This is a genomic window from Paenibacillus sp. FSL F4-0125, assembly GCF_038008565.1.
In the GTDB taxonomy this organism is placed as follows: domain Bacteria; phylum Bacillota; class Bacilli; order Paenibacillales; family Paenibacillaceae; genus Paenibacillus_AQ.
In genome coordinates this window covers 1,917,300-1,937,627 of record NZ_JBBOZJ010000001.1, presented here as the reverse complement: position 1 = coordinate 1,937,627, position 20,328 = coordinate 1,917,300, and the positions used below count along the sequence as shown (strand labels likewise).

20 protein-coding genes are annotated in these 20,328 nt (G+C 42.7%); all 20 read right to left on the bottom strand.

Annotated elements, in window-relative coordinates; genetic code table 11:
- Position 1: 1 nt before the first annotated feature.
- Positions 2–3,886, bottom strand: a complete 3,885-nt coding sequence (gene essC / locus NST74_RS08470) for a type VII secretion protein EssC (RefSeq protein WP_341111475.1) — start codon at positions 3,884–3,886, stop codon at positions 2–4.
- Positions 3,879–4,718, bottom strand: coding sequence for a DUF5050 domain-containing protein (locus tag NST74_RS08465; RefSeq protein WP_341111473.1), 840 nt, complete (start codon positions 4,716–4,718; stop codon positions 3,879–3,881). The genes essC and NST74_RS08465 overlap by 8 nt, the downstream gene beginning before the upstream one ends.
- Positions 4,719–4,732: 14 nt before the next feature.
- Positions 4,733–4,981, bottom strand: a complete 249-nt coding sequence (locus tag NST74_RS08460; protein WP_341111471.1) for an EsaB/YukD family protein — start codon at positions 4,979–4,981, stop codon at positions 4,733–4,735.
- On the bottom strand, positions 4,981–5,454 hold the full coding sequence (locus tag NST74_RS08455) for a hypothetical protein (RefSeq protein WP_341111469.1): 474 nt from the start codon (positions 5,452–5,454) through the stop codon (positions 4,981–4,983). The genes NST74_RS08460 and NST74_RS08455 overlap by 1 nt, the downstream gene beginning before the upstream one ends.
- A 45-nt stretch (positions 5,455–5,499) precedes the next feature.
- Complete coding sequence (locus NST74_RS08450) at positions 5,500–5,973, bottom strand: hypothetical protein (protein ID WP_042125619.1); 474 nt, start codon at positions 5,971–5,973, stop codon at positions 5,500–5,502.
- Between the two features lies 1 nt (position 5,974).
- Positions 5,975–6,190, bottom strand: coding sequence for a hypothetical protein (locus NST74_RS08445; protein WP_076119201.1), 216 nt, complete (start codon positions 6,188–6,190; stop codon positions 5,975–5,977).
- A 29-nt stretch (positions 6,191–6,219) separates the two neighbouring features.
- Complete coding sequence (locus NST74_RS08440) at positions 6,220–7,101, bottom strand: hypothetical protein (RefSeq protein ID WP_042125615.1); 882 nt, start codon at positions 7,099–7,101, stop codon at positions 6,220–6,222.
- Entirely contained in the window at positions 7,098–8,081 is a 984-nt protein-coding gene (locus NST74_RS08435; protein ID WP_042125613.1) for a hypothetical protein, read from the bottom strand. Before NST74_RS08435 ends, NST74_RS08440 begins: the two co-directional genes overlap by 4 nt.
- A complete protein-coding gene (locus NST74_RS08430; RefSeq protein WP_341111464.1) occupies positions 8,059–9,531 on the bottom strand; it encodes a CpaF family protein in 1,473 nt (490 codons plus the stop codon). The genes NST74_RS08435 and NST74_RS08430 overlap by 23 nt, the downstream gene beginning before the upstream one ends.
- Before the next feature lie 13 nt (positions 9,532–9,544).
- Positions 9,545–10,372, bottom strand: a complete 828-nt coding sequence (locus NST74_RS08425) for a hypothetical protein (protein ID WP_341111463.1) — start codon at positions 10,370–10,372, stop codon at positions 9,545–9,547.
- Positions 10,351–11,232, bottom strand: coding sequence for a hypothetical protein (locus NST74_RS08420; RefSeq protein WP_341111462.1), 882 nt, complete (start codon positions 11,230–11,232; stop codon positions 10,351–10,353). The genes NST74_RS08425 and NST74_RS08420 overlap by 22 nt, the downstream gene beginning before the upstream one ends.
- On the bottom strand, positions 11,233–12,591 hold the full coding sequence (locus NST74_RS08415; RefSeq protein ID WP_341111460.1) for a hypothetical protein: 1,359 nt from the start codon (positions 12,589–12,591) through the stop codon (positions 11,233–11,235).
- A gap of 300 nt (positions 12,592–12,891) precedes the next feature.
- Positions 12,892–13,818 carry a 5'-3' exonuclease gene (locus tag NST74_RS08410; RefSeq protein WP_341111459.1) on the bottom strand — a complete coding sequence of 309 codons (927 nt, stop codon included), beginning with the start codon at positions 13,816–13,818 and terminating at the stop codon, positions 12,892–12,894.
- 257 nt (positions 13,819–14,075) lie between these two features.
- On the bottom strand, positions 14,076–14,450 hold the full coding sequence (locus NST74_RS08405) for an arsenate reductase family protein (RefSeq protein WP_042125601.1): 375 nt from the start codon (positions 14,448–14,450) through the stop codon (positions 14,076–14,078).
- A 90-nt stretch (positions 14,451–14,540) separates the two neighbouring features.
- A complete protein-coding gene (locus tag NST74_RS08400) occupies positions 14,541–15,530 on the bottom strand; it encodes an RluA family pseudouridine synthase (RefSeq protein ID WP_341111457.1) in 990 nt (329 codons plus the stop codon).
- Position 15,531: 1 nt separating this feature from the next.
- Positions 15,532–16,098 (bottom strand): cob(I)yrinic acid a,c-diamide adenosyltransferase, encoded by a 567-nt coding sequence (locus tag NST74_RS08395; RefSeq protein WP_042125597.1) that lies wholly within the window; start codon positions 16,096–16,098, stop codon positions 15,532–15,534.
- A gap of 97 nt (positions 16,099–16,195) precedes the next feature.
- A complete protein-coding gene (locus NST74_RS08390) occupies positions 16,196–17,869 on the bottom strand; it encodes an amidohydrolase (RefSeq protein ID WP_341111455.1) in 1,674 nt (557 codons plus the stop codon).
- Between the two features lie 182 nt (positions 17,870–18,051).
- Entirely contained in the window at positions 18,052–18,240 is a 189-nt protein-coding gene (locus NST74_RS08385) for an aspartyl-phosphate phosphatase Spo0E family protein (RefSeq protein ID WP_076120863.1), read from the bottom strand.
- A 316-nt stretch (positions 18,241–18,556) separates the two neighbouring features.
- Positions 18,557–19,777 (bottom strand): aminotransferase class I/II-fold pyridoxal phosphate-dependent enzyme, encoded by a 1,221-nt coding sequence (locus NST74_RS08380; protein WP_341111454.1) that lies wholly within the window; start codon positions 19,775–19,777, stop codon positions 18,557–18,559.
- Between the two features lie 13 nt (positions 19,778–19,790).
- Positions 19,791–20,291 (bottom strand): Lrp/AsnC family transcriptional regulator, encoded by a 501-nt coding sequence (locus NST74_RS08375; RefSeq protein ID WP_042125589.1) that lies wholly within the window; start codon positions 20,289–20,291, stop codon positions 19,791–19,793.
- Positions 20,292–20,328 lie beyond the last annotated feature (37 nt).

The following is a 20,328-nucleotide window of genomic DNA, read 5'->3' as shown; positions in this document are numbered from 1 at the left end:
CCTAGACTCCTATACCTGCAGTAACTTGATTCTCCTTACTCCATACAGCGCATCTTAATCCGGTGTATTTATTCTTCACAATGAGATAGCCATCGCCTTGCTCCCCATCCTTCTCTTGGGTTCCATAAGGTAAGGACACATTGAACAGATTTTGTTCTTTAATTCTACCTAGCAAGATCCCGGCCTGTTCTTCCCTTATCGTCTTGCCCAAGGAATCCCAATTAGAGGTAAGATCACTTGTGTTATCTGCCGCTAGAACAGCCACCTTCATACCGCGTTCTTGCTTCACAACTCGCTCAATCAGCTCTTGCAGCATATACATGTCTCCGCTTGTAAATTCACTTAGACGATCAATGACGAAGATCATCTGCTTCCACTGCTTCATCAATGTACCAACGTCACCACCGGACATTCTGCAAGAGAGAAGCTCACTGCGTCTGGTTTCCAGTTGTTCCTTTATCCCTTCAATGAAATCATCCAGATCATCCACATTCGATAGATCCGTTACGTATGGCTGCTGCATCAGCTCGTAAATTCCCATAGCGGAGGAATCCAACGCATACACCTCAAGATCCTGTTTATCACTCAGCATCTTCATCCACGAGACTAGCAAAGTGCTTTTGCCTGACATCGCTTCTCCAGCTACCATCAGTACCGGCGTAGCAAGAAGATCTATAAAGACGGGTTGTAAATCATTGTTAGCCAAGCCTACAGCCAGTTGCTCTGTATCATTATTGAGCTGCCACAGGTCAATTCTAGAAGGCATCACTGGAATTGGAGTGGCACCGCTTAGATGCAAGGCCTCCATTCTCTCCAAGATAAGCTCTGTAGCGGTATGTTGATATTCAGGAAGCGATGTCTGAAATTCCAAAGGCGGTTTGCCTCGTACTAGCCCTCTGCCTGGAACCTTTGCTGGCTCCAACCCTTCCGTTCGTCCCACAATACCATCATATTCACTCTTCTCGGTCATCTGGAAGCTAATCGCCATCTTGAAGTTGACCGAAAATTTATATCTGACCAATGCACTGTTGGTTGCTGTGGCGACCATATAAATACCGTATTTAAAGCCTTCACGAGCCAGCAGCACCATTTGTGCATCAAAATCTTCGTAGGTCTCCGATAAAGCGAAATAGTTGTCGACCATGACTACAAATGATGGCAATTTCCGACCACTTCTACGGTAATCGCTGAATCCTTCACTGTCCGTATTTTCAAACAACGTTCTTCGTTCCTCCATAACCCTGAACACAAAACGTATAAATTGATCAATCTTATCTTCTTGCTCCAGTGTCATTACCCCGCCGACATGAGGGAGTTTCTCCGTAGCTTTAAGCGAGCTCCCCCCAAAATCCATAATATAGATATTGACCTCATCCGGCGGATACATCAGGGCCATGGAAATACATAACGTTTTGAGGAACACGGTTTTACCCGTACCCGGGCTTCCATAGACAAACAGATTGCCTTCAGATGCAAAATCTATCTCCAGCGCTTCCTGTCTCTGTCCTCTTGGATCATCCATGATCCCCACGGGCACGCTGAGCAGCTTCTGCTGCTTCGTCCATCTACCCTCCGCAAAGCTATTCGTAAGCAATGAATCAAGGTAGACTACTTCAGGCAGCGGCGGTAGCCAAGGCCCCTTCATGGGAGAAATCCCATATTGCTTGGCGGTCTCTGTAATGTATTCAACCATGGCATGCAACTGGGAGGCCGACTCGTTTTTGGCAATTTTCTCTTCCTCCAGTGGGAAGATCTGCTCGCTTCTACCATTCAGGGCTATCTTATAAATTCGTTTTGGCTTGTTCTCCTGTTTCTGCAGTTCGCCTTTTGGATCATAATCAGCACCGGAATAAGCGGACTGGAACAACTCAAAGATCTCATCATTCCCTACTTGTATATAGGCCCGTCCCGGTTCCTTAATCATGGCCGCATCAGGACGCTTAATAACATCCCTACTGTCAGCTTCATCCTGCACTTTAAGACATATTTTAAATTTCGAGTTACTCCATATCTGGTCATCTACTACGCCGGCAGGCTTCTGTGTGGCAAGGATCAAATGAACACCAAGGCTTCGACCTACCCGGGCCGTACTTACAAGCTCTTTCATGAAATCCGGTTGATCCTGCTTAAGCTCCGCGAACTCATCCGCAATCATAATCAGATGAGGGATGGCTGGCATGTCACCTTTTACATTTTTGCTATAAAATAATTTTTGGTATTTATCAATATTGTTCACGCCATATTCCGAGAAGACACGTTGCCTCCGCATGAGCTCACTTTTGATAGATAGCAGAGCTCTCGTCGTTTGATTCCCATCCAGATTCGTAATGGTACCGACTAGATGAGGCATTCCCTTGAATACATCTGCCATGCCTCCCCCTTTGTAATCGATGAGTACAAAAGCAATATCATGGGGGTGGTAATGAATCGCTTGGGATACGATGATACTTTGCAGTAATTCACTTTTTCCAGAGCCTGTGGTCCCGGCTACTAGACCATGGGGTCCGAACCCAGTCTCATGCATATCCAGATGTAAAGCTTCTCCACCAGCCCTTATCCCTATAGGTACGCTCATACCCATATAAGTTTTGTTACGGGTCCAGTTCAACATCACATTTACTTCAGATACCTTTTCGTTCTTCAGCATTTCCATCAGTGTGATGGAGGACGGTAACGAGAAGTTAGCGCTTGCATTCTTAATCCGTAGCGGCGCAAGCTTTCTCGCCACCAGATCCAAGTCTTTAATGTCTGCCTGGTCCGGTGTAAACACAATTTTCTCTCCGGTTAATCGATTGGCCATTTCACCGCTTTTTCCATTTAAATGAATAACGGTTTTACAGTTCATGGGCAAATAAGCGGAATTCATGGCGATAAAAAGGGTTGATACTCCAAGCTTTGCACTGCCGTTGTATAAATATTTACTGATTAGCTCACTCTCGAGCAAGGAAGCATCTTCAACAATAAAGAGATAATGCGGCAAAACCCCACCGCCCAAAGGCCTCATCTCTCTTTCCTTCAAAGCGCCATAAATCTCGGACAAAGTCTGATGAGCAATGGCTTTACCACATAAAAGAAATCTGATATTGAAACCGTCATCCCATAGGTGGGGTACAAATTTTAGCCAATCCCATTTATCCAGCTCATCCTCTGCGGCAAGAACAATAATCCTGACATCGTCATAACCATGATGAGTCACTAGCTGTAGCAGCATTAGCTTTATAAGGTCGGCTGTCTTATTACTTTCCCCGGCAATCCCGCATATTTCAGAGCTCACTAGATTAACCGTTATGGGAACGTTCGAGACCTTATCGAATTCCATAGCCAATCTTTGCGGCTCCATCAAGAGCGGGTCCGTTTCAAGAATAACCGCCTGTTTGGTGTATTTGATCTGCAGCTCGAGCGGTGCACTGCCTACCCCGATTCGCAGAGCCAAAAAATCATTATGAGACGGTGTTTTTTCCCACAGCTTGTTATCTCTACGCAAAATTCTCTGCACACATTCCGCCGGCTCCGGGCTCATTTCATTCATGGCTTTTACCTGCTGTTCGCGAGCGATTGATAATTCACTGCGCACATCGGTAATAAACTGAAGGTATTTCTCTTCTCGTTCTTTCTTTTTCCGTTTATATTTTCTGATCTGCGTTGTCGCCCCTGTAAGAGAGCCGATTAGAGTCATCACGGTAGTCGCAACTGAGATCAGTAAATAGATGGACTGTGAAGTCATTGCAATTAATACGGTAATAATCAACATCACGATAGGTGGGAGTAATATTCCAAACCAAGAGATTTCTGGCTTCTCGTTAATCATGGGTGGATTAGGAACATCAATTTCTCCCCTAGGCATATCCGGCAGGAAACGGGGCTGACGGCTGAATTCATCACTCATGGCTGTACCTTCCTGTGTAGGTTATTGTCTCGGCTTCTCCCCCAAATAGAGAGAGTCGATGCCAATCACGACCGTTGCAAAAATAAAGATCATTCTCCAGAACATGCAAATAATCAGCGCTCATTCCACATATCCGAATACTTCCCCCATGCACTGGGTCTATTCGATAAATACTGTTACCGTTTAGCCGGTTAGCACAATAAATGTATCTGCCATCTGTGCTGATACTAGCGACATCTATACCATTCATAACTGTTGTGTCGTTAGTTTTAAGATCGAGTAGCGTCAAGCAATGCCTATTCTTCTTGTCCGCACATGCGAGAATGTCTCCAACCATAATCAGCCCAGTCGTTACCATGCCGCTTATCGATTCGCTCTGCCCTCCGGACTCAGTACTTCGGATGATTCCCCGTGGCGTTGCACAATAAAGTAAACCTTCATACATAAGAAAGCTATCTACATGCTCATCAATCAGCCTTGTATTACGTTTACCGTTAGTTGTATAGCAGTACAATCGATGATCTTCCTCATGAATGTAATACAAGCAATCTTCGTGACGCAGCAGCTGATAACAGGGTTTATCAAGTAATAGTTCTTCCTTCTGTTGTTCGATATCCAGCTTACAGAGTGCATTTCCCTTTAACTGATCACTGTAATAAAGGAAGTTGCCGGCTTCGTTCATGAACCAGAACAGCCCTTCATAGTGAGTTGGCGCTGCATGAGGATGATCCAAATCAACGAAGTAAGTGCCTGTATAGTTCTTGATATCCGTAATAAGCAGTGATTCTCCAGCTTTCATGACTAATCCACCGCTTAACAGGTTGCCATTCATTTCATCGCTCCTTCTCAGATGAGTGTGAGCAGTGCGCCATGGGCTACACCTTCTTGATCCAAAGTCTTGCTATTATTCAGAATTCTCCCGAGCGGTTCTGCCTGAAGTCTAACATCACCGTTCATCTTTACGTGAAGTGAAGAAGCGAACATAACCAATAGTTCCTCTATAGTCACAAACACCGGAACCTTCAGGTCTATCCTTTGAGCAATACCGGTCTGCAAAGTTACCATGATATAGTCCATTCCGATTGTTCCTTTCATTAATTCTTGACGGAGAGAAGGTATGTTCTTTCACTGATCAGCTTATAATCGACATCTTCCCCCGCTGCTTCGGCCAGCTTTAAATATTCTGTTTTAAATTTATAAGTGGATTCGGCCTTGATTTCTACTTTCGTCACCAGTTGTTCTGTTTCGTAATTGGTAACCGAGGAGAAATTTAAAGTGACCTGAAAATCGTTGTATTTGCTGTCATTCGATTTAAATTCAAGTGTATCGCCGTCACTGGTCAGTAATGTTAAGTCCATGGCACTCTCGAAGGCATCCGAGAAATATTCTTTGAACTTCTCTTCATCTATTTCCGCATCTAATCCGCGTAGCGACTCATACTCCAGACTTCGATCCTTTGCCACCCTACATGCGTTATTAATCGCTGTGCTTAGTACTACATTTTCTTTAAACACAAGGGCCATTTCTACCAAAGGCTCAATAATAACCGAAAGAAAAATAACCAACATTATTCCTATAGCAATATTCTTCACCGTCAGTCATCCCTATCAATTCTAATAGTAGTCTAGATCTTTATAATGCTTCAGACCCGTGGTCGTCATGGAGAATCTGACAGGCATCTCACGCTCCACTGGCTTCCCCCAGAGGGTGATTGAAAAAGGATATACCGCTTTGATCTCTACTTGAAGAGACTTCCCTCTCTGTCGGTAAGGTTTATCTGCTTCCGGCATCTCATAATAATCAGTTGCATCATCTCCCCCACGGGCATCCTCTTTGTCTTCATTCAGAACTGTAATTTTAATATCATCTGCCTTGTCCCGGAAAATCGGACGTTTCTGCAATCTATCCAGTGCATCCTCATAATCAGAATTCTTCAAATAATTATCACCAGCTACGATCTGTGAGACATTATAGGTTTCAACAACTAGCGTCAAGTACCATGGGAAGAAGAACGCCAGATTCATAAACACCAGAATCATTGCCGTTGTGACAATAGTGATTAGGATTGCTTTTGCTATACTTTGCATCTCATGACTCTGGGAGATCAAAAACATCCTTTATTTTACCAAAAACAGCATCCCAAACATCTCCAACCCAATCAGCTAGAGTACTCCCGCTGCTCAAAGAAGTAACTACAACTCCAATCAGAATAATAACACCGACTGTCATCGCAATTTGCTTAATGCCCACTTCCCCTTTTTCATCAGCCCAAAACCCCTTGAATTTTTCCATAGTCTCTTTCATCCTAATCTCTCCCTAGAAATAATTTCGAATTATTGAAACAGCTTCATAGAACTCAAAATGGTAAACAAATAATAGATAACGATGTAAATAGCCAGAACAATAATAAGTACTAACTGAATTCTTGCACTGCTGCGCTCCCTGCTCTCAAGTTCCTCTTCCAGTGCCCTGATTCTGAAACCATCCAATTCATTCTTGAGATAAGCCATCTGAGACACATTGTCATACCCCTTTAGTCTGGTTTCCATAATGTCGCAGAATTTGATGATGTAGTGCATCGGGATACGTTTCTTCAACTGTTTAAAGGCAAACTCTTCTCCATAATCGATGTTGTCCAGCATTACGCCAAGCTCTTCCGCAATATCCGGATTCGCATTTGGGATATAATCCTTGAGTACATCGGCAAAATGTATATTGACCGACTTTACATACTGGTAATAAACCATGCTGTAAAAAGCCGGGAAATCCAATGAGATATTTTTATTCTTCTTCTCAATGACCTTTTCAAGCTCCACGACCGGATACAACCAGCCCAGCATGATGAAGATGGCAGAAGCGCAGCCTAGCAGAATATTTACCTTTAGAAAAAATAGAGTAACTAGGATCGCACCCAGCGTGAACATATATTGCTCAGTACGTATTTCCTCAGGTGTTTTTTGAAGGTCTAATCTGTCTATTATTTTTTTGAATCTTAGCCTTTCAGCACTTCCCAGCAGGCCTTTGACATATTTCCTAGCAATTCTTCGTTTATATTGATTGAATTTTTCTTGGAAAATGGCATTTTTACGCTGTTTTATGTATTGACGTGCACGTTTTTTCTGTTTTCTGCTTACAGGCTTAAAGAAGGGATACAAGAGGACTTTTATCAAGTAAAGAATGGACAACATAGCGATGAGCTTCATCAGAAATATCATTTGCGCCTACCTCCGGTACCCACGCTCCCTTGAAGCACCTGACTTCGTGCAAAACTCAAGCAGATCACACTAATTAACAGCGTATTAATCAATTTCCCGGCATTGCTCATTAGCATGAATTGTCTGAAATCCTTCACCGTCAATGCATATAAGAAAAACAGCACAATAATTCCAGTTTTAAACATAAAGTCGCGATTCATTTTTCTGAAGATTCGTTCCTTTTTGGTGTTGATTTCACGAAGCACCGCGTTTTCATCCACGATATCGAGAAAAATATCTGCCATTCCTCTTCTTTCGTTGTATTCAAAGACGACTGCTTTTTTGGTGAAATTATCAAATTTAGGTCCAAGCTGTCTGTTCAATAGCGTAATTGCTTGCCGAAAGGAGTAACCGTTATTATCACAATTATCTATAAACTGCTGGAAATACGGCCTAAGATTAGCGCTGATATATTCATCGTTCTCCATTACTTTTTTGATGGCTACAAGGACACCTTCCCGGGCTAACGGGCAAATGATATCCTCGGCATCCATAATATTCTCAAGTCGTTCCGCCTGTATGGCTCTAGACTGCATCACAAAAAAAGTAAGCAATCCTACAAAGATCGAAATGGTGATTACAACCGAAAGCGTAATACTCTCCATAACAAGAACGACAAGCAGCGCTATAATAGCGAAACAAATGCAGAGCATAGAGGTAAAGCTTTCTAATGTAAAAGGCATATTAAAATCAAGAATTAGCCCTTCTACTAAGCGATTGTATTTCGCATAAATATTCTCCTTCTGCCTGACGATTCTCTCTTTCTTGATACGGTCCACATATCGCTTCGTATTGTATTTGCCTAAATACTCTGCGAGGGTATCAATGACATCGAGAATATATCTTAATGAGCCTTGGAAGAATCTCACTTCAAAAATAGCATTAATAAGCACAAATCCTGCCGTTCCCAAAAGAAGACTAATGATTAAAGTTGTATTCATCGAATTCGTACACCTCTGTTTCATCCTCCGTAGGATCCTTCGTAAAAAATTCAAATCTGCTCTTCTTTATTCCGGCCTTCAGCATAAGCTGCTGCACCTTCTCGGATATTTTTCCTACCCGCAAATGTTTTCCAACAATCTTGACGACCTTCTTGCCATCCACCATCTCTTCAATAACATCATCACAATCGAACCTGTAAATTTGATTAATCAGCGGATTCAGATCTTCCGACCCCAGAACTTCCGATATGGAGGTAACCTTACGGGTGCCATCCGCTAGCTTCTCTTGGAAAATCACGAATTTTACCGCACTGCATATATTTCGAAGTGCAAGTTCCGCAGGTTCGCTAGATGCCATAAGATACGCGGTCAAAAACCGATATATCGCTTCCTTATCTCCTTCAGCATGGAGTGTAGAGAAAAAATAATGACCTGTTTGGGCTGCTCGAAGTGCCGTTGCGAATTCACCGGGTGTCCGTAGTTCCCCTGGCCCTATCCAGTGTGGTGACTGCCTCATAGCGTTAATAAGCAAATTCTCCATCGTCGCCGGGCTTGAATCATCATCATCAGGCACAGATTCATATTGCAGGACGTCATTCAATACTCTACCGTGTTCACTACCGTCTTCTCGTTGAATCAATCGCATCTCTGAAGGATTCTCGATCGTTATAATTCTGGAAAGAGGATTGATCTCCTTAACCAAAATTTCATTAAGTGTTGTTTTCCCACTTCCTGTAGGTCCCACCGTGATCCACGATAAGTCTGACTTTGGGATCAAAGACAACAATTTATACATGTTAGAAGAGAATGATTTATTCTCGATCAGCATTTTCGGAACAATGCTTTTCTTACTGAACTTTCGAATTACAAAAGCAGGCTGATCGTAAGGGGATATATCTGCATGCGTTGCATTTACCCGATACCCTTCAATCGTTCTGGCATTAACCATGGGGATTTTAGGGATTAAACGTACCTTAGACACGCCAATAAGTTTGGAGATGATTCTTTCCATATGATCACGATCTGTGAAATGCTGATCCCACTGTATGCTTCTGCCGCCGCTTTCCACAAAGATTTGATCTGGACCATTCGCTCTAATCTCATCAATGGATGGATCGTCCATCGCTTTGGTAATCGGACCATAATGCGTGATTTCATTCGTAAGCGCGTGCTTCAACTGGGTTAAATCATGATATCCTTCGACAGATGGTTTCTGAGCATCTACAAATTCATTGATATATGCCTTCGTCATTTCACGTTTACGGGCAGGGTCATTCTCGCGCCTGTAAGCATGTGTGGTTATTTTGGTAATATACTTTTGGCACAATTCCAAAGCCTCTTCAAAGCTGATCGTCGTATACTTATTGGTCAATTCCTCCATACTTTCCTTGGGACCCACCTGATGTAGCACTTTTTGCTGCATATCACTTATTTTCCCGCGTGTCAGCAATTTACTCTCCCCTTTACTGATCCGCCAACTGATCCGCCAGTTTTTGAATCTCTTTTTTGAAATATTTGTTGATTAGGGGGTTATCCTTTATGTACAGCCTTCCCTCATGTGCACGAACCACCGCATCCTTCACTAGCGGTAATACGGTCACGATATTAAAGCCCATATCCTTCATTACCTTATAATCAAATTCAATATTCTGAAAATTCATAAGGACTATACTAGTAAATTTCGCTGTACTGACTCCCACTGATTTGGCGTAGTCCAGCAGCTTTACCATATTGATTGTGGCTTCCATTCGCTCTGTTGCTGTAAAAAAGCCGATATGGCAATATTTCATGGCTCCGAGACAGAATTCGAGCGGTGGATTGTTGGGAATATCAATCAGTACGATATCAAACATTTGCTTAAGTGTAGTAATGACGCGCTCTATATTCTCAAACTCAAAATCAAAGTATTCTTCCATTAAGTCTTGCGGGCTTGGAGTTAAAAGAAACAGTTTATCGTATTTGGTCTGCTGTAATTCATCCCTGAAATCCACCTTATCGCTTTTCAAAACCTTGATTAGACCATTCCCCTTCTTCTGTGTAGGCACATCCAGAAATTGATATATGTTCGGATAGAATACTTTCAAATCAACTACACAGGTATTCAACCCCTTTTGTGAAATAAGATAAGCTAAGTTACTGATAAGCATCGCATTATCAACACCATCGCAAGCGGGAATAAAGCCAACTACACTATAAATTAGGTTGTTCTCTTGAAGCTCTGCACCGACAAGATCTTTGGATGATATTTTCTGAAAAATACTATCGAGCCCTAATCCTCTTCGCCTATCCACGATTCCACCTCATTCTCCAACGTGGGTAATTGATCAATGATGACATCACTATCTTTTCTGCTCAGAATGGTAATTAAAAATGAATTCCCGTTTAACCCTTTATACTTGGCATAGTTATTAATTTGTTCGCTGGTTCCTTCCAGAAGCAAAGCTTTAGGTTGAATGTTCTTCAGAAAATCTTTACTTTTCATAACATCCTGTTTCTTCTGTGAATTCAGCTTTTGAACCTCTTTATAAACCTCATAAATGGAATGACTACTAGAGTTGAGCATATCCTTTACGATAATGCTATCGAACAACACTTCTGTCTTTTTGATCGTATTAGTTGACTCTGAATAAATAGTATTAGGGTTGCTACCCACTGCACTTTTCTCGTCAACCTCATAAGAAACCCGGATACGAACGCGGTCACCAGGCATCAGGATATCGCCCCCTACCTCAAGGAAATTGTATGGGAGTGTCAACACCTCATTCTCTTCGTTAACCTGATACAGCCATTCATTTTGTTTAGGTTTCTCATCGATTAATTGATCTTTATAAAGTACGCTGTTTCCTCGAATATAATAGGCGGTAAGCTTTCCCTTTACAGAATCCAAATCCTCAGATAACAGCATATCTTCTGTGTATTCTTTTTTGATGATCTGGTATTTCTCAACCGTATTGTCTGAGATCACAACGAAGGCAGGAATGCCCTCATTCGATTTCACTCGCAACACTTCAACGACATCATTGGCATCCTTACTAGCCTTTGTCATAACCATATAAGAGATTACAATGATCAATATGCTAAAGAGCAATGCTGCGACTCGTTTGAACATATGTCTGTTCGGAGTCTTACTCTTAATCCCGCTCAAATCCATTTAACTTACTCCCTCCAGTAATCGTAGAAGTATGTTTCCGTAGGTCCTCTCATGGTCTGTGCCCGTGTATACAAGCGGTACGTCACTTTCGATTTGCGAATCAAAATCATTGTTATACGAGACATAACCTGCTACTTTCATTTCATATGTAAAACTTTCTAGTAAACCCGATGCCATAATCTCGCTTACTCTGTCCGGTGTGAATATATCTCCTTGAAACCGTGATCTATCATTGTATTTGGTAACAATTATCTTTGATTTCGCATTCAAATAAGCCGCTTTCTCCTTATCAAGGGTACCTTCAACGTTCTTTAATGTACTCAAAACAGAGTAGAGATTATTAGGGATGCACATACCAAAGCTATCAATATGAATCATTACACCACTAAATTTTTCCAATAAATGAAGTGGCATATCCAATAATATTAAATTGAACTTATTTCTCAGTAAGGATACAAGACCGACTAGCTTCGAACTATTATAAAATTGCTCTATCAGCCTCGGATCAGTGAAGCTGTAGCCAAGCCCTGCCATCCAAAGATTGTCTTTCACATGAAAAGCCGTTGTCATATAATCCTGCGGCCTAGCCAGTGTTCGAATTAATGAAGCGTTAATCCCTTCATCCCTTTTAGAACGTTCGTGAAAGCTGCTGAAGTACATGTTGGTGCTGCGATATTCGATATCCATATCTAGAACCAAAACACTTAATCCCCGTTTGCTAGCTTCACTCGCCACGTTGATTGTTGTACTCGTTATTCCGCAACCTCTGTGGCCAGTGATCGCAACAATTCGGCTAATCCCTCGACTAACCTTATCCAGCTCTTTTGTAAGATTATCCGTAGCCTGAAATTCAGCTAGGGATTTAGGTTTTGGTTTAAACCGATCCAGAAATGATCCTTTTTTCTCCGTACTGCTTTTATTCCCCTTATTCTCCAGGTTTCTAGCGGTTTCTACACTGCTTTTACTGTCGGATAAATACTCCACAGCCTCACGGAAAACAGCGGGTGGTATTCGTATGTATTCGCAAATCTTAATTTGGAGATTCGAGTATTTATTGATCGCACTCTCTAGCTCCGCCTCTTGTTTGAAGTTCCTCGTGACAACCAAAATCTTTACATCTAACCTTCGATTAGCTATCAGCCAATTTACAAGATCGTTTAAGTCATTCTTGTTTTGCTCAGTTTTCACTGACAAAGCCTCATCTGTTATCAATATGCTGTCTACAATTGGATTAGTATCCTCCAAATAATGCAGTACCTCACTTAGTGTTAAATCTGTGTCATTTACGATATCTATGGTCCGCTTAAAGTAGTTGACTACTATTTTTTGAAATTTGTGCGTGACCAAAAGAACCTTCATCTTCATCACCTACTGCAATTTTATTCTTTTATGCTATCATAGTAATATTTTTACAACAGTGCATAAATAACCAATTTATTTACTATATTTGATCTATAATTCCTCCATCCTTCTATTTAACATAAGGAAAAATTAAACAAATATGTTCATTAAGAAACATTAAAATGTATTTTCGATAAACAAAGACATTTTATTACAATATTTGATAAATGATTACCTATAAAAAAGCAGGCCAAGGATATAACCTTGACCTGCCATTATGTTTATTCACATTTTTATCAGAAGAGAACTCTTCTTTCCTTAACCCAAATCGCCTAACTCAAAATGGACAATTCCCCGTTCGTCCTGCACCTCAGCAATCAAATGCATCAAGCTGCCGAACTCTAGCTCCTGAAATTTGCGCGCGGCTGTTTCCCGTTGAAGCTGCCACAAGGCTTCCGTCAACTCGCAGACCACCGGTACATCGCAACGGATTTCAGCTAGCTCTCTCGATAAATGCAGCATATCCAAATCTGCTTCAATTTTGGTACGCACACCCTTAGGAAGCAGATGCAGATTCTCAATTACACCTTCAACTGTGCCGTATTCGGTCAGCAGCTTCAGTGCAGTCTTCTCACCAATCCCTTTTACTCCAGGATAGTTGTCACTTGTATCTCCCATGAAGCCCTTCAGGTCAATCACCTGTCTAGGAGTAAGCCCCTTTTCCTCCAGCAGCTCTGCAAGATCATACACTTTATAGTTAGAGCGGCCCTTTTTCATAATTACGACCTTAACGTTCTCATCAATGAGCTGAAGCATATCATGGTCGCCCGTCAAAATATATACCTCAGAATTTTCACTGTAACAAGAAGATAGTGTACCAATGCAATCATCCGCTTCATAGCCTGCAAGACCAATATTCGGAACGCCTAGCTCAGCTACTACATCTTTTACGAGATCAAACTGCGGAATCAGCTCTAACGGCGCTTCAATCCGATTCGATTTGTACCCATCATATTTCTCGGTGCGGAACGTTCCTTTGCCCATATCCCAGCAGCATACGACATGAGAAGGCTCAAATGTACTTACCGCATCGAAAAAATACTGTAAAAAACCATACACTGCATTCGTCGGTAATCCAGCTTTTGTCTTGCGAATATATCCTCCATAAGAGGTCGCATAAAAGGCCCGGAACAGCAGAGCCATTCCATCTACAAGCATTACACGGCCCTTTGTTTCTGCTCTCATGTATAAACCTCTCCTTTAATCGTTCTATTCATATTACACATTTGTCCAAGCTATTGCACAAAGAGTATTCTATCAGAAAATACCTGATCTGATAAGGGATCATAAAGTTACACATATGGGAGCTTATTCATATCCTTTAAAAATAACATAAAAGACCATGGCTCTCAAAATGAGAATCATGGTCTTTTGTTGTTTAATTAAAGACAATTATTCCATAGGGAGCATACGGTCGAGAATGGGGACATCCCATTACGGGATTATGCCTTGGAGGTATTGGTCCAAGCTTCAGCATATTGATCTTCTTTAAATCCTACTGTAACTTTAACTCCATCGGTGACAATCGGACGTTTATTCAGCATACCATGGCTAGCAAGCAGCTCTAGCTTCTCCTGCTCACTAAGCTGTGCCATTTTGTCCTTAAGACCTAATGCTTTATAGACTTCACCGCTTGTATTAAAAAACTTTTTCAGTTCAAGACCGCTATTAGCCAGCAATTCACGTAATTCTTCAACTGTAGGTGGCTGTTCTGCGATGTGCTGAAGCTCCAGCTCATGACCTTGAGCTTGTAGCCATTTCACCGCGCTGCGGCAGGTGCTGCATTTAGGATATTGATATACTTTTAGTTTGCTCATGTTTTTCTCCTTTAATTGTCAGCTAATAATTCGTAACTACGGGGAATGTTCGGACTTCCCCTTCATTACTTCATAGCCTGAGTATTAATCTTACCTCAAATTCGCTATCGGTCCTTGCTCCAGTATCTCCTCCAAGGCCGCCATATCAGGCGGCAAAGGAGCTTCAAAGATCATTTCCTGTAATAGCACTGGGTGCTTGAACGTTAGACGTACCGCATGCAGTGCTTGACGCGGTATGGATGCATCTAGTGCTGCAACGGACTCCAACTGTTCGCTTTGAGTTGGAGTCAAATCCGGTAGATTATACAGCTCATGTCGATACATGCTGTCACCAATCAAAGGACAGCCGATTGAGGTCATATGAACCCGAATCTGATGCGTACGCCCACTCTCCAGCTTCAGTTCAACTTTTGATCCTTGTGTATATATAGATTTAACTTCGTAACGAGTCAGAGAAGGATATCCATCCGGTGTCACGATACGCCGATGCGGCTCCTCAGGATCACGATCAATAGGTCCGTCAATATCACCGAAAGGCTTGGTAGGGACGCCATGAACAAAAGCAGCATAACGTTTGTCCACAGTGCCGGCAATCATCTGCTCGGAAATATGCTGATGACTATATGGATTCTTGGCGATGACTAACACACCGGAGGTTTCCTGGTCCAGACGATGGACAGGTCGAAAGCGGAACCGTTCATTTTTTTGCGCCCAATAATGAACTACTCCATTAGCCAGTGTATCGGTGTAATGTCCATGCGTGGGATGTACAATAATCCCTGCAGCCTTGTTTACAACAAGCAGATGCTCATCTTCAAATAGAATTTCAAAGGGAATCGGTTGCGGTAAAATATCATCCGAAGTCTCTGTTTCCATGCGAATCTGTACTATATCGCCTGCTTTAACACGTACGCTGATATAAACACGTTCTCCGTTTAATGTAATCCCTTGTTCTGTTTGCTTAAGGCGCGACAACAATTTGCGTGAGACATCCATCCGTTTATGCAGGATCGTCTTCAACAGCCAGTCATCCTCTTCAGGCGGTATGATGTAAGTAATAGGTGAATAATAGCTTGTCATATTAGTCCCGGAACACCTTTTTACTGCGGATATATTCTACATCAGTAATCCCTGCCCGTGTATTAGCCGTTCTAGCCAGCGCAAAGAAATAATCCGATAACCGGTTCAAATAAATAACCGCTTCCGGGTTAATGTCCGCATTTCGCCCTAGTGTAACTGCCCGACGCTCCGCCCGGCGGCAAACCGTGCGGCACACATGTAGAACCGAAGCTAGCGGACTGCCCCCAGGGAGGATGAATTTTTCTAGCGGCGGATTCTCTGCTTGAAGATCATCAATCCAGCCCTCCAGCCGTTTTGCCATCTCGCTTGTTACCATATATTGACCACCCTCACCCAGCTTAATAAAAGCCAGATCGGTTCCACAATCGAATAGTTCATGCTGGATTTCCAGCAGCTGCTCGCGTACATCGTCAAACTGATCGTCCTCCATCAGGCTCCGCGCCTGCCCTACAAAGCAATTCAGTTCATCGATGGTTCCGTAGGCTTCAACTCGGACATCGTCCTTACCAACCCGGCCGCCGATCACTGAAGTTTGACCCGCGTCACCTGTACGTGTATAAATCACCAAGGCTTGTTCCTCCTATCCATTCTTCAAATCACATAATGCTAGTTTAAGCTTTCTTATATAAAATTGGCAAATGAAGAATATAGTTAGTAATCGACATCTATACCAAATTGTTTTTAAAGAGCGTAAGGCCATTATTATAGACAATCCGCCCGTCAATCAACGTACCTAGAATAGAAATATCTTTAATGTGAAGCGGATCAACAGATGTTGGATCTTCTGCTACTATAGCAAAATCAGCTCGCTTGCCAAGCTCAATCGTTCCTACCTCATCTTCTTCAAAAATCAGTTGTGCCCCGTAAGATGTCATTGCCCGCAGAGCCGTGACTACATCGATTCGCTGCTCCGGACCGAGGATTTTTCCATCGCTAGTTAACCGATTTACGGCTACCCATACTGAGAACAAAGGGGAGATAGGGGTTACTGGATCATCTGAATGAAGCGTAAATAACACGTTATGCTTTGCCGCTTCTGCCAAGGGATTCACTCTTCGCCCCCGCTCCGGTCCTAGAAAAATCTTTTCATGACGGTCACCCCAGTAATACACATGATTGATAAAAAAAGAGGCTGCGACACCTAAGTCATGCATTCGGATCAGATCTTCAGTAGTTGCTGTCTGGGCATGCTCAATCCGGTGACGATGATCGGGACGCGGATTTTCTAGAATTGCCTGCTCAAAGGCATCCAAAATCGAACTTATTGCGCGGTCTCCATTCCCATGAATCGCAATACGAAAGCCTCTATCATGCAAGTCTTTCACTTCAGCGTCTAATTCTTCCTGAGCATGGATGAGATTACCTGACACATCCGGATTATTGAAATACGGCTCACGAAGCGCTCCGGTTAATCCTTGAATAGAACCATCCTGGAACATTTTAGCACTATCTAATGAAGCACGGCCACCTGAACGTTTGCGGATATACGCATCCACTTCATTCGCAGTCATTGAACCCATTTGGCTGCCTTCTCGAAGCCTATCACTCGCGATCATCAATTTCATATGCATAGGTAGTCGCTCTTGTGCAATGGCCTTGAAACACAATTCCAAATCATCTATCTCATTGGTCACTCCAATCTTCGCATCTGTATTCGTTGTAATCCCCTGCGATAAATAAGACAACGTCTCTTCACTTATTAACGAAAGAAGCTCCTGCTCACTAGGCTCTGGAGCATAAGCACCAACCGCTTGCGCCGTCCCTTCGTAGAGAACCCCATTAAGATGACCCTCCTCGTCCCTACCAAAGCTTCCACCTTCGGGATCAAGGGTTTGCTCATCAACACCTGCCAGTTCCAGAGCTAGAGAGTTAGCAACTCCCAAATGACCGGAAATATGATAAATGATCACTGGATGATCTGGCGCCGCTTCATCAAGTTCTTTTTTGGTAGGATGTCTCATCTCTGATAAGGCAGTATCGTCATATCCAAAACCCACAATCCAGTTTCCTTTCTCTACACTTAAAGCTTTTTGCTTGATACGGAACTGAATATCGGAAATATCACGATTAGGCGGACTTTTACAATCCAGATATTGTCTGAGCATAATAGCGCTGATCATGTGATTATGAGTATCTATAAATCCAGGAAGCAAGGTCGCGCCCTGTAGATCAATACACTGGGTTCTTTCAGTAATATTCACCTCACTTGAGGGTGGCTTCTGTTCTAACCAAATCCCCGTAATTCTTCCGTTCGTAACACCTACAGATCCAGCCTTCTTATTTTCCCCATCTAAGGTCAACACATTTGCATTCACAATCAACAACTCCAAATCAATCATAACAAAAGCCTCCTTCATACCTCTCAGCTAGGAACTATAGTGGGAATACCCCGTTCATCCGCCGTAGGAATCTACTTTAAAACATATTCTCTCCAATTCCGTCTGCAATATTGCGATGTGTGAGCTTAAAAGAAACAACAAAAAGAGGACCCTAAGGTCCTCTTCATCAGCATGTTGCGACGTTATTTTCCAACTGGACGCCCCTTCATGTATTCATTTATCTTGAGATCCAGTAAACTGCTAATTTCAATCACATTATCTGAAGTGAATGATTTTTCCTGCAAAAAAAGTTGCTCCATCTTGGTACGGAGTATTCTAATTTCATCTTCCAGAGAGAGTATGCGAGCAGATGCATCACCCTTGGGGGACAGTTTCCCACTTCCAGAAAAACATTGCCCTCCATAGGAAGGTAAGTAATAATCGGCATTAAGCACAATCATCCCTCCTAAAAGTTTGTACAGCGTTGCTTCTCGTAAGAGCTTTGTACAAAACTCGCTTTAGAAGCATAAGCCTAAAAGTATTATTAAACGCGTGCCACAAAATATCATCAAAGTATAAAAATTAACTTCAAAGCAACGCTTAATTCCAGAGTAAAATACATCCTTGTTAGTTCTATTATAGGGGCTAATTACTCTCAAAGTAAAATAATACCATAGGATTATGAGATAGGCTATAGTCCAATTTTCTCTATTCCATTCTCTCTCGTTCCAATTGTGTGACAAATGTACCAATGCGTTCTATCGCTTCATTCAGTTGAGATACTGACGTGGCATATGAGCAGCGTAGGTATCCTTCACCACCTAATCCAAAGACACTTCCAGGTACAGCTGCTACCTTATATTCAAGCAACAGACGCTGTGCAAATTGATCAGAAGTCAGTCCCGTTTTGCGCACGCTAGGAAAAGCATAAAATGCACCCTGTGGTTCATGGCACTCCAGTCCGGCATCACGCAGACCTTTAACAATCAGCCTCCGCCGTTGGTTATACGAATCAACCATTCGGTCTTTTTCTTCCATCCCATTCGTCAGTGCCTCAAGTGCAGCTACCTGACCCATAGAAGGAGCACACATCACAGTATACTGGTGAATCTTAAGCATAGCGGAGATTAAATCAGGGTGACCACAAGCATAACCCATTCTCCATCCAGTCATGGCAAAAGCCTTGGAGAAGCCGCTGACCAGAATCGTACGGTCCATCATACCTGGCAATGAAGCAAAGCTGACATGATTAATTCCATAAGTCAATTCTGCATAAATCTCGTCTGAAATTACAATAAGATCATGCTTCTCAACAATCTTGGCGATCGGCTCCCAATCCTCTCGGGTCATAACACTTCCCGTTGGGTTACTCGGGTAGCACAGAATCAGAACTTTAGAGCGTGAAGTAATTTTCGCTTCCAAACTCTCCGCAGTAAGTTTAAAGTTATTCTCTCCAGTCGTTTCAATGCCTACAGGAATTCCCCCGCCAATAGCCGTTATCGGCGAATAGGAAATATAGCAAGGCTCTGGTATGAGAATTTCATCACCTGGCGTGATCAAAGCGCGCAAAGCCAGATCAATGGCCTCACTTCCGCCGACCGTTGCTATAATTTGATTCGCAGGATCATATTCCACTGCAAAACGGGTGTGCAAATAATTCGCAATGCCCTCCCGCAGTTCAGGCATACCTGCATTGGATGTATAACCTGTAAACCCTCTTTCCAGCGAATAGACACAAGCTTCTCTGACATGCCAAGGGGTCTTAAAATCAGGCTCCCCGACTCCAAGTGATATGATATCCTTGCTGCCTGCTGCCAGATCAAAAAACTTGCGAATACCCGAAGGCTGAATCTGCTGTACTAGCGGGGCCAAATAAGAATTCATTGATTTGCTGTCTTCTCCAGTTAGCTGCGTTTTATTCGTGATCATATGATTACTTCCTTTATGGAGAGATCATCAGACGGTTGTCTTCCTCATGCTCCTCGAAGATGATCCCATCCTGTTTGTATTTTTTTAGGGTAAAGTTCGTTTTAGTTGAGAGTACTGAATCAATTGGAGACAGCTTCTCGGAAACAAAATTGGCCACTTCACGTAAGTTTCGGCCTTCAACTTCTACCAGAAGATCGTAAGCACCTGACATCAGATAAACGGATTTCACTTGTGGATACAGGTAGATTCTCTCGGCAATGCCTTCAAATCCGCGACCCCGTTCGGGTGTAATCTGTACCTCAATCAGCGCTGTCACTTTCTCGTCATCGACTTTATCCCAGTTTACAACGGCTGCATACTTAACAATTACATGGTCCTTCTCTAATTGCCCAATCGCCGTCTTTACGTCTTCTTCTTCCTCGCCAAGCAGCGTAGCTAAGAGTGCAGTAGATCTTCTCGCGTCCTCTTTAAGCAGTTCCAGCACTTTCCTCTTTAGTTCGTTCATTTCCTTCATGCCTTCCCTCCGGATAGTTCGCAAATGACGTTGCGCT

Bases quoted from the DNA above. Each gene is read 5' to 3' on its own strand.
- essC (WP_341111475.1), bottom strand. From the start codon at position 3,886: ATGAGTGATGAATTCAGCCGTCAGCCCCGTTTCCTGCCGGATATGCCT.
- NST74_RS08465 (WP_341111473.1), bottom strand. From the start codon at position 4,718: ATGAATGGCAACCTGTTAAGCGGTGGATTAGTCATGAAAGCTGGAGAA.
- NST74_RS08460 (WP_341111471.1), bottom strand. From the start codon at position 4,981: ATGAAAGGAACAATCGGAATGGACTATATCATGGTAACTTTGCAGACC.
- NST74_RS08455 (WP_341111469.1), bottom strand. From the start codon at position 5,454: ATGTTGGTTATTTTTCTTTCGGTTATTATTGAGCCTTTGGTAGAAATG.
- NST74_RS08450 (WP_042125619.1), bottom strand. From the start codon at position 5,973: ATGCAAAGTATAGCAAAAGCAATCCTAATCACTATTGTCACAACGGCA.
- NST74_RS08445 (WP_076119201.1), bottom strand. From the start codon at position 6,190: ATGAAAGAGACTATGGAAAAATTCAAGGGGTTTTGGGCTGATGAAAAA.
- NST74_RS08440 (WP_042125615.1), bottom strand. From the start codon at position 7,101: ATGATATTTCTGATGAAGCTCATCGCTATGTTGTCCATTCTTTACTTG.
- NST74_RS08435 (WP_042125613.1), bottom strand. From the start codon at position 8,081: ATGAATACAACTTTAATCATTAGTCTTCTTTTGGGAACGGCAGGATTT.
- NST74_RS08420 (WP_341111462.1), bottom strand. From the start codon at position 11,232: ATGGATTTGAGCGGGATTAAGAGTAAGACTCCGAACAGACATATGTTC.
- NST74_RS08415 (WP_341111460.1), bottom strand. From the start codon at position 12,591: ATGAAGGTTCTTTTGGTCACGCACAAATTTCAAAAAATAGTAGTCAAC.
- NST74_RS08410 (WP_341111459.1), bottom strand. From the start codon at position 13,818: ATGAGAGCAGAAACAAAGGGCCGTGTAATGCTTGTAGATGGAATGGCT.
- NST74_RS08405 (WP_042125601.1), bottom strand. From the start codon at position 14,450: ATGAGCAAACTAAAAGTATATCAATATCCTAAATGCAGCACCTGCCGC.
- NST74_RS08400 (WP_341111457.1), bottom strand. From the start codon at position 15,530: ATGACAAGCTATTATTCACCTATTACTTACATCATACCGCCTGAAGAG.
- NST74_RS08390 (WP_341111455.1), bottom strand. From the start codon at position 17,869: ATGATTGATTTGGAGTTGTTGATTGTGAATGCAAATGTGTTGACCTTA.
- NST74_RS08380 (WP_341111454.1), bottom strand. From the start codon at position 19,777: ATGATCACGAATAAAACGCAGCTAACTGGAGAAGACAGCAAATCAATG.
- NST74_RS08375 (WP_042125589.1), bottom strand. From the start codon at position 20,291: ATGAAGGAAATGAACGAACTAAAGAGGAAAGTGCTGGAACTGCTTAAA.